This window comes from Escherichia sp. WS1451 (assembly GCF_046487365.1).
Classification (GTDB): Bacteria; Pseudomonadota; Gammaproteobacteria; order Enterobacterales; family Enterobacteriaceae; genus Escherichia; species Escherichia coli.
The window spans coordinates 240,427-248,218 of the sequence record NZ_JBJQJP010000006.1; the positions used below are offsets into that span (position 1 = coordinate 240,427).

Consider the following 7,792-nt stretch of genomic DNA (forward strand, 5'->3'; position numbering starts at 1 on the left):
ATTTGTAGTGGTAGCCATTACCATTTGTAACCATATAAATTATTAGCATTAAGGTGATAACATGAAGAAATTATTAAAATGGATTTTATATATTTTCATCGGGTTGGTGATTATTGGATATTTTGCAGGCAATAACGATAAAGGCTCTAATTCTTCATACTCATCCGATACGGAAGCTGCGGCACCGCAAAAAGAAATCTACAACACTACTGCTCGACAGCTGTTTAAAGAGTATGAAGAAAATGAAGTCGCTACCGATGAACAGTTAAAAGGTAAATTAATCGCCGTTAGAGGTATCGTACAATCCATTGATAAGGACTTTACTGACTCTATAATTATTAAATTCAGAACTGAAAATGAATTCATGCCAGCAAGAATGGAGATGCAAGACTCTGAAAAATCAACAGCTGCTGCTCTTAAAAAAGGAGAACAGGTAACTGTTATTTGCGAAAAAATGTCCAGAATTGTCGGCTCCCCATCAGGCCGAAATTGCGTGTTCGCACAGTAAGTTCAGGGAGGGGCGGCCCTCCCTGTTCGTCTTTACCTAAATCTGGTGTACCCAACATCGTGATTAATATCAATGCCACTGGAACGTGTTTCCGTAACCCGCATACCTGGTGGCATATTCATAAATGAAACCTTGATCTCGCCATCAACTTTTGGCGCGATAGCTTTGTTAATCATGAAGGGATTCGGGCCTGTGGCATCGGAGGCGTTGTTTGACTGAGCCAGATCTACCGCCGGATAAGGTGTGTATCCCCGCGCCGGTATTCCCGTCCCATAAGCATCATAAGCACCCGCGCCCCACTGCGCAGAGTTAATGGCATCGACCGTGTCACCGGAACTGTCGGTAAACCACTCAATAATTGGCTTCAGCTTGTCCCACATATCCTGAAACCACTTAACAACCGGCCCCCAGTTATTGATCACCATCCCCAGCGGCGACCAGGTAAAAACTTTCTTAAGGAGTTCCCAGCCAGCCTCAAAATAAGGACCAATGGTTTCCCAGAGTTTCTTAAAATAAGATCCGACAACATCCCAGTTAGTGATAATTAATCCCGCAGCCAGGGCTATCGCCGTCACAATCATGCCAATCGGCGTCATCGACATGATCCTGCTGACAATACTGATGGCACCGCCAACGCCCATCAATCCCAGTTTCAGAATCGCAAGACCGGCAGCAAGCCCGACGACGCCGCGAATAACCCGGGGATTTTCATCCGCAAACTTCGTGAATTTCTCCCCCAACTCCCCCAGCCATTGCGTGATATTTTTAGCGTCACCAGAAAATGCGCCGCCAATAGCCGCAAGGCCGTTAGTTGCGGTCCCCGTCATTGCCTCCCACAGGTTGGACAGCGTACCAAGCTGAGCCTGAACACGTTTATTCAGGCTGGCCTGTTTATTCATCTTCTGCTGGATCTGATCGTAGCCATCCTTTCCTTTATCGATCAGGGCATTGACCACCTGAAGGGTTTCGGCATCATCACCAAATATTGCCTTAAGTACGCCTGTTCGCTTAACGTCGGTCAGTTTTCGCAACTTTGCCAGTTGCCTGAACATGTTATCAAGACCGCCAAAACTCCCTTTGCCGTCAGTAAAATCGAGCTGTACCCCGAGTTTCTGGCGGGCCATGATTTTATTGACGTCCCTGATTTTCTTAACGCTTAATCCGGACTGGATAACTTTTCGCAGGGCGTTACCTGCCGACTCCCCGTTCATCCCCATCTGATCCATCATGACGCTGATGGGGGCAAGGCTCTGTGCAGCCTGAAGACCGTCCTTGTTCACCATCTTCAGAACAGAGCTGGTTTTAGTGAAGAAGGACAACATGTTGGTATCGTCAACGCCCAGATAAAACGCCTTCTGGATAGTGTCGAACAGCCCCATCATGTCTTCTGACGCCGTTCCGGTAGCATCCTGCATCTTTGCGGCAAACTCGGCAGCCGCTTCCGGTGTTTTTTTCAGTTGTACCGCAAGATAAGCTGTCGCTTTACCCACACCGCCAAGAATGTTTTCTGCCGGGATCCCCTGACGCACCAGCATCTGCATCATGTTCTGGAAATCAGCCGTTGTACCGGGTAGCTGGTTACCCAGGCCAATAGCCAGTTTATTGATGTCCTGAAAGCTCTTTCCAACCTCGCCGTTCGCATCCATCATGGCGACTTTCAGCCCGGTGGCGGCGTTTTCCTGATCGGCATAAGATTTCAGGGAAAGCGTCAGACCCGCTGCCAGTCCGCCACCAAGCGCCAGCCCCCCCTGTGACGCTTCTTCCGCCTGGCGTTTAAATCCCCGGATTTTCTTTTGCATTTTCGACAGCGCGGGAGAAAGCCTGTCGACACCGGTGATCAACGCCTTAAGCTCAAATTCAGCCATGTGTGCGTTTCTCCTGCTCTATCCTGTTTGCCTGACTGACCAGTAAGGGAATTTCACTGATCGGCATATTCAGCAATTCGAAAGGATTAATGCGCCAGTAGCTGGCGCAGTCAAAGAAGCGATCAGTGAGGTATTCAGCCGTCAGGCCTGGAGGAAAAAACCGGCCACAAGCCACGCCGCTGCATTCAGGTCTGCCGGAGACATCTGGTCGACAGAGCTTTGCGGCACTTTCGCCAGCCGCACAATGTATTTCGACACCACATGCGCCAGAAGTCTGACGGACTCATCCTGATTCATCTGGTAGGGATACCCCAGCTCGCGGACATCCTTCCCGGTGGGCTCATCAAACTCCAGTACGGAGAGTGTCTCGCCATGAGCAGTAATCGGTTTCTTTAACTCAAGCTCTTTCATTACTGGTAATCCCCTTCTTCACCGTGGAACTCAAGATCAACCGTGCCTTCTTCGGCATTATGGTTCGCTTCGCCGTGCAGCCAGGCGGACGACAATACATAGACCTGACCGTTCGCCAGCTCGGCAGTGATGGTCATCTCATCAGACGAGGTGATTTTGCTCACCGGAAAATTCTTCGGCACCTTGAAGGTCCCTTTGACATAAGGCGCACGGTGAGTTTCCTTGCGGTCCACTGAACCGTCCAGGCCGATGATGTCATCATTGACCGTCCTGTTCATGGGCACCTCAATGCCGCCGGTCAGCGATAGCTGCTGACCGTCAATTTTGAAATAACAGGTTCCCCCGATACGGGCCATTATGCAGACTCCTCTGAATACTGAAGACGGAACTGGTTAACCACGGCAAAGACACGCAACTGGTTAACATAGTCAGGCGGGAACAGCGTGTTCAGGCGGTTCGGATCGCTGGCATCACGCTCCACAACTAGGTACTGCTTAAACAGTTCGTAGTTTTCCACGATCCCCGCACGCTCAAGCTGACGGTAGGTTGCCAGCAGTTCCCCTTTGATCACCGCCGGTGTGACAATCGCCTGACCGGGACCAAAGCGGGTACCGTCGCTGGCAAGCTTGTGACGCCCGTACTTACTGGTAATGACGGATTTCAGTTTGCGCAGCACATACGCGCTGGTATGCAGCGTCTCACTATCGAGGTAGCTGTTATCCGCAACACCGTAAGCATTTTTCCTGTACGTGGTGACATCACGCTGAATGCGCAGCCCCCCGCTTTCGACATACGCCGTTGCCACGCCATGAGACAGCAGGGTCTGTTGTTCGGTCATCGTGAACCGTTTCCCCTTCGGCGCAGGCAGCATACCCACCAGCTCACCGGTCTGCGTGGGACGTGCCGGATCATTGCGGATAAACACCGCTGCGCGGGCGGTACGGCTGGCTGCCAGCTCGTCGGCAGGCGTCTGGGTTTCTTTTTCGTACCCCGCCAGGGTAATGTGCTGCTGGTTAAACTGGTCACCTGCGGTCACCAGTTCTGACAGCGTGCCGATCTTTGCCGTATACACATGACCATACAGCTGACGCGCATAGCTCCAGCGACCGCTGGTATCGTTCATCTCGGTCACCAGCGTGTTAACGGAGGCCGTGTCGTTGAACGGCAGGCCGATATAATCAAACGGCTCATCCGCCATTGCAGCCACCGTGCCGGTGAGAACAGGAGCGCCCGTTCCGGCGGTACCCGTCGCCACGGCAATCTGTACGCCCGCTGGCAGCACTTCGCCCCCACCAAAGCCGTAGTAATTGAGGCTGACAGGAATTTCATTCCCGCAAAGCCCCTTATGACGCGCGGTCAGTGTGACCACGCCTGCCGAAGATGAAGCTGTAAACGGCAGGGTCGGAACGGCATTGATGGCATCCTGGATACTGCTGGCAATCATCGTGACGTTATCGCCGTTAGTCACCGGTGCCTGCACGCGGGTACGTCCCACATACACATTCACCGTGCCGGTTTCGGTTGCCGCCCCGGTCACCGTCAGCGTAACCGTTGCCGCCGCGCCTGTGGATTCAGGAACGGCAATCACATACAGCTCGCCAAACGGGTCAGTCTGGCGATAAGCCTCGACCATACGCGCCAGCTGACTTCCCGCACCACAAATCTGGCGTGCATAGTCTGCCGACGGCATCAGTACCAGACTGTTGGCAACAATCTCTGCACCGTTATTGGCATGACCAATCAGCAGCGATGCTCCGCTGTCCTGTGCAGTATTCGCCGCCTGGTTATCCATTTCCGCATAAAACAACGGAACCAGCGTATTCGACGGAATGGTGTTAAAGCTTATCGTCATCGGTATTCACCTTTTTATTCACGCGCCGGATATCACCCGCTGCTTCACGGCGCAGCCAGTAGTTGTTCTCGTCAACATTTCGCCCTTCGGCGGGCAAAAGGTCGCCGCGGGCAGGGTCAGGAACTGACCGCCCTTTAACAGGTTTGACAAACATGAGGATCCTCAGGAAGGAAGGGTTATTTCGGTGTGATGTTCGATATCGCCGTCAGGCCCGTTACCGGGCTCGAGATAATCAACATCAATCGCCAGCGTTTGCAGTTCATCCAGAGTGTTCAGATCATCCTGCTGGCGGGTATCGTCTTCAGTCAGCTCGCTGATGACCGAAAAATCGAACTGATAAATCAGCTCATGACGATTCAGATCCAGCAGCGTGCCGCCGTCATAGGTAATCGGGTTACCGCACGCCTCCGGGTTCCAGCCCAGCAGGGCCTTAAAGAGCATCTGCCGGACATCGTCCACCACATCATACGAGGCAAACTGACCGCGCTCATCACGCCCGTTACTCAGTATGACAACCACGGAGAAACCCTCTTTCAGCTCCTGCCAGTAGTCGGTCTGGCTTTTGTTTTCTCCCGGAGAGTCATCCCCCGGTACCACATATGCCGCCGGGAGTTTCAGCTTTCCGACCTCCGGCAGATTTTTGAACTGGGCCGCGCCTGCAACCCGGTTTTCAAAATACGGACAGCGGGCACGCAGTGCAGCAATAACAGGCGTCAGTTTCATCTGTGTCGTCGCTCCGGCTTCAGTGATTTACGCAATTCCCGCGCCAGAAAATAGCGTGTCCAGCTGTGGTTCTTTTCAAGCGTTTCCACCATGAAGTTATTACGTGGAGCCAGTCGCCAGCCTCTGCCACCGGATGCACCACGATGATGGCTGCGACGACGTTTTGCCCCTCTCTTCACGCCATAGAACAAAAAAGCCGGATAAAAATCACCGGTGATGCGGCGGTTTCCCTCACCATTACGCTGGTTAGGGGCTATACGTGCCATAAAACCGGGGCGATGTTTACTGGCTCTGGGGACCATATAACCAATCGAACGAGCCAGGCGTCCGGTCTGATAACCGGGGTTTTCACCCAGTGCCGACCGCGCACGGCGCATCACCAGCCGACGGGCATCACACATATGACGCTGACCAATCGTGACAAACGCCCGCCGGACACGGGCGCGGTTAAAGCGCATCTCCGCGGGCTGCTGAAAATCAACGTGCAAAAAGGAAGTCGTCATTGTTGCCTCCGTGACTCTGCCTACATTCGCCCAGCTCCGTACACTCCAGCAGCAGAAAGCGCCGCGCCCCGTTCAGATCGCGCTGACGTTTCACCCGGTACACACTGTCACCGCAGACCACCTCATAATCAGCGGTGATCCCCCGGCGGTAACGAATGGTGATGTAATGGGTGATGGCGTCCCCGGTCTGCGCGGTTTCCTGCCAGGTGGTGGCACTGGTCTGGACAACCTTCGCCCATGTCCGGAACGCAACCGGGTATTGAGGCTCCACGCCAAAGTTATCCGCGGGCATATCCACCCGCTGGCGGATCAGGACGCGTTTATTCAGTTCACCGGGGTCCGGCAGAATGTAGGTTGCGCTGGTCTGCGCCTGACGAATTTTCATTGCGGAAAGTACCTGTACGGGCCGACAAGCCAGCCAAAACTCTGCGGCATGTCGAGTTTCTCCACTTCCGTAACCGACGAGCGGTTTTCGTAAAAATGGCTGATAAGCATCAGCATCCCCAGACGAATATCATCCGGCAGGTGCAGCCCGTCCGGATCGCTGTCCGGAATGGTTTCATCCGGTGCATAGAGCTTCCGGTTCAGATACGTTTCCGTCCGCTTTTGTGCCGCACAGGCCAGCAGTTGCAGATGGCGGTCATCAGCATCGAAATCCTCATCCAGCCGGAGTTGGGCTTTAATCTCTTCCATTGTCAGAAGCATACTCAGCCCTCTTTACTGGTCGTGGCTTTTTTCTCTTTTGCCGCTTTACTGCTTTTTGCACTGATTCCGCGCTCTGCTAACCCGGCCTGAAGTGCAATCTCCTGCACCCGGGCAGGAAGCGCCCCGTCGTCATACTCACCGGCCCGAATGACCTCAACACGCATACCGTCCGGTGACCATTTCAGATCTTGTTTCAGGATCATGATTCTTCACCCGTCAGAACAGGGGGCGCGGTTCCGCGCCCCTGAGTGATTACGCCGCTGCAATCTTCAGCAGTTTGATGGCCTGCGAATCGACCAGCATCCCGCCGGTGCGCTTGGTGGTATAAAAACCGACAAACGGTTTATTGGTGTACGGGTCACGCAGAATGCGGGTGCCGATACGGTCAACGATGGTGTAACCCCGTTTGAAGTTACCAAATGCAATGGCTTTCGCATCAGCGGCGATATCCGGCATCTGTTCGTTTTCAGCGATACCGTAACCCGCCAGAGAGGACGGCTGCCCCAGTTCCAGCCCCGGACGCCACAGATAGTTACCCTCGCTGTCTTTCAGCAGACGGATGGCAAACAGGCTGTTGTTGTTCATCATGAACTTCGCGCCAGTGCGGTGTGCCTTACGCAGCGTGTAAATCAGTTTGATAATGGCGTCTGCGGTCACCGTCGTCGCTTCACCGGATACAATATGCTGAAGTTTACCGAACGCCCGAACCTTATCGGTTTCATCGGTGGATTCATACGCCAGGAACCCTTTTGGCTTCTTGGTGCCATCGCCGGTGGTAAAGGCAATTTCTTCCTGTTCGGCAAATTCGGTCGCCAGCTCGCTGTTGATCCAGGCCTCCACGTTGAAAAAGGCATCATCCAGCATTTTCTGGGTGGCCTGCGGGTTACCGTAGATTTCCCCCATGAAAGGTTCAATCAGCCCCAGTTTTGAGGTGGCAGTCTGGGAGCGCGCGTCAGTCTCGCCAACCCATCCGGAAGCCGTGCCGCCCAGATTCACCAGTTTTTTGTAGTCGGAACCGCCAACGGTGATCACCGTGGCTTCCTGACGCATCACCACTTCATCTTTCAGCAAGGTCAGAATGTTGCGATCCAGCGCTTCCGGCACGGCATAGCCACCGTCTTCATCGGTGCCCACCTGTAATGCCTTGCGCTCCAGATCGCGCAGACCATCTTCACGGCCTTTACGCAGGAAGCCCACAAACGCTTCTTTATGCTCGGTGGCCAGT

Annotated in this window: 12 protein-coding genes; 1 reads left to right on the top strand and 11 read right to left on the bottom strand. The window is 53.7% G+C overall.

The genetic code is table 11. From position 1 onward, the window contains the following. Positions 1 to 61: 61 nt before the first annotated feature. Positions 62 to 508, top strand: a complete 447-nt coding sequence (locus ACJHX7_RS10930; protein WP_000734912.1) for an OB-fold protein — start codon at positions 62 to 64, stop codon at positions 506 to 508. Positions 509 to 540: 32 nt separating this feature from the next. On the opposite strand, the gene ACJHX7_RS10935 is transcribed toward ACJHX7_RS10930, so the two are convergent. The 11 genes from ACJHX7_RS10935 to ACJHX7_RS10985 form a co-directional block, all read right to left on the bottom strand. Continuing rightward, the gene (locus ACJHX7_RS10935) at positions 541 to 2,373 is read right to left on the bottom strand and encodes a phage tail tape measure protein (RefSeq protein WP_410231578.1); all 1,833 of its coding nucleotides are present in this window, start codon (positions 2,371 to 2,373) and stop codon (positions 541 to 543) included. 141 nt (positions 2,374 to 2,514) lie between these two features. Further along, positions 2,515 to 2,784 (bottom strand): phage tail assembly protein, encoded by a 270-nt coding sequence (locus ACJHX7_RS10940; protein ID WP_000661054.1) that lies wholly within the window; start codon positions 2,782 to 2,784, stop codon positions 2,515 to 2,517. Further along, positions 2,784 to 3,140, bottom strand: a complete 357-nt coding sequence (locus ACJHX7_RS10945; RefSeq protein ID WP_000090998.1) for a phage tail tube protein — start codon at positions 3,138 to 3,140, stop codon at positions 2,784 to 2,786. Before ACJHX7_RS10945 ends, ACJHX7_RS10940 begins: the two co-directional genes overlap by 1 nt. Then, complete coding sequence (locus ACJHX7_RS10950) at positions 3,140 to 4,636, bottom strand: phage tail sheath subtilisin-like domain-containing protein (protein WP_180464393.1); 1,497 nt, start codon at positions 4,634 to 4,636, stop codon at positions 3,140 to 3,142. Before ACJHX7_RS10950 ends, ACJHX7_RS10945 begins: the two co-directional genes overlap by 1 nt. Further along, positions 4,620 to 4,790, bottom strand: coding sequence for a DUF2635 domain-containing protein (locus ACJHX7_RS10955; RefSeq protein ID WP_000497751.1), 171 nt, complete (start codon positions 4,788 to 4,790; stop codon positions 4,620 to 4,622). The genes ACJHX7_RS10950 and ACJHX7_RS10955 overlap by 17 nt, the downstream gene beginning before the upstream one ends. 8 nt (positions 4,791 to 4,798) lie before the next feature. Beyond that, positions 4,799 to 5,359, bottom strand: a complete 561-nt coding sequence (locus ACJHX7_RS10960; RefSeq protein ID WP_097496783.1) for a hypothetical protein — start codon at positions 5,357 to 5,359, stop codon at positions 4,799 to 4,801. Continuing rightward, positions 5,356 to 5,862 carry a hypothetical protein gene (locus ACJHX7_RS10965; RefSeq protein ID WP_410231582.1) on the bottom strand — a complete coding sequence of 169 codons (507 nt, stop codon included), beginning with the start codon at positions 5,860 to 5,862 and terminating at the stop codon, positions 5,356 to 5,358. The genes ACJHX7_RS10960 and ACJHX7_RS10965 overlap by 4 nt, the downstream gene beginning before the upstream one ends. After that, on the bottom strand, positions 5,837 to 6,247 hold the full coding sequence (locus ACJHX7_RS10970; protein WP_000702398.1) for a phage head closure protein: 411 nt from the start codon (positions 6,245 to 6,247) through the stop codon (positions 5,837 to 5,839). The genes ACJHX7_RS10965 and ACJHX7_RS10970 overlap by 26 nt, the downstream gene beginning before the upstream one ends. Continuing rightward, entirely contained in the window at positions 6,244 to 6,567 is a 324-nt protein-coding gene (locus ACJHX7_RS10975) for a head-tail connector protein (protein ID WP_000927711.1), read from the bottom strand. Before ACJHX7_RS10975 ends, ACJHX7_RS10970 begins: the two co-directional genes overlap by 4 nt. Positions 6,568 to 6,569: 2 nt before the next feature. Then, positions 6,570 to 6,770 (bottom strand): hypothetical protein, encoded by a 201-nt coding sequence (locus ACJHX7_RS10980; protein ID WP_000601360.1) that lies wholly within the window; start codon positions 6,768 to 6,770, stop codon positions 6,570 to 6,572. Positions 6,771 to 6,819: 49 nt separating this feature from the next. After that, the coding region (locus tag ACJHX7_RS10985) for a phage major capsid protein (RefSeq protein WP_410231584.1) at positions 6,820 to 7,792 on the bottom strand (973 nt) is incomplete at its 5' end.

Coding starts and splice junctions, on each gene's coding strand:
- ACJHX7_RS10930 (WP_000734912.1), top strand. CDS start 62: ATGAAGAAATTATTAAAATGGATTTTATATATTTTCATCGGGTTGGTG.
- ACJHX7_RS10935 (WP_410231578.1), bottom strand. CDS start 2,373: ATGGCTGAATTTGAGCTTAAGGCGTTGATCACCGGTGTCGACAGGCTT.
- ACJHX7_RS10940 (WP_000661054.1), bottom strand. CDS start 2,784: ATGAAAGAGCTTGAGTTAAAGAAACCGATTACTGCTCATGGCGAGACA.
- ACJHX7_RS10945 (WP_000090998.1), bottom strand. CDS start 3,140: ATGGCCCGTATCGGGGGAACCTGTTATTTCAAAATTGACGGTCAGCAG.
- ACJHX7_RS10950 (WP_180464393.1), bottom strand. CDS start 4,636: ATGACGATAAGCTTTAACACCATTCCGTCGAATACGCTGGTTCCGTTG.
- ACJHX7_RS10955 (WP_000497751.1), bottom strand. CDS start 4,790: ATGTTTGTCAAACCTGTTAAAGGGCGGTCAGTTCCTGACCCTGCCCGC.
- ACJHX7_RS10960 (WP_097496783.1), bottom strand. CDS start 5,359: ATGAAACTGACGCCTGTTATTGCTGCACTGCGTGCCCGCTGTCCGTAT.
- ACJHX7_RS10965 (WP_410231582.1), bottom strand. CDS start 5,862: ATGACGACTTCCTTTTTGCACGTTGATTTTCAGCAGCCCGCGGAGATG.
- ACJHX7_RS10970 (WP_000702398.1), bottom strand. CDS start 6,247: ATGAAAATTCGTCAGGCGCAGACCAGCGCAACCTACATTCTGCCGGAC.
- ACJHX7_RS10975 (WP_000927711.1), bottom strand. CDS start 6,567: ATGCTTCTGACAATGGAAGAGATTAAAGCCCAACTCCGGCTGGATGAG.
- ACJHX7_RS10980 (WP_000601360.1), bottom strand. CDS start 6,770: ATGATCCTGAAACAAGATCTGAAATGGTCACCGGACGGTATGCGTGTT.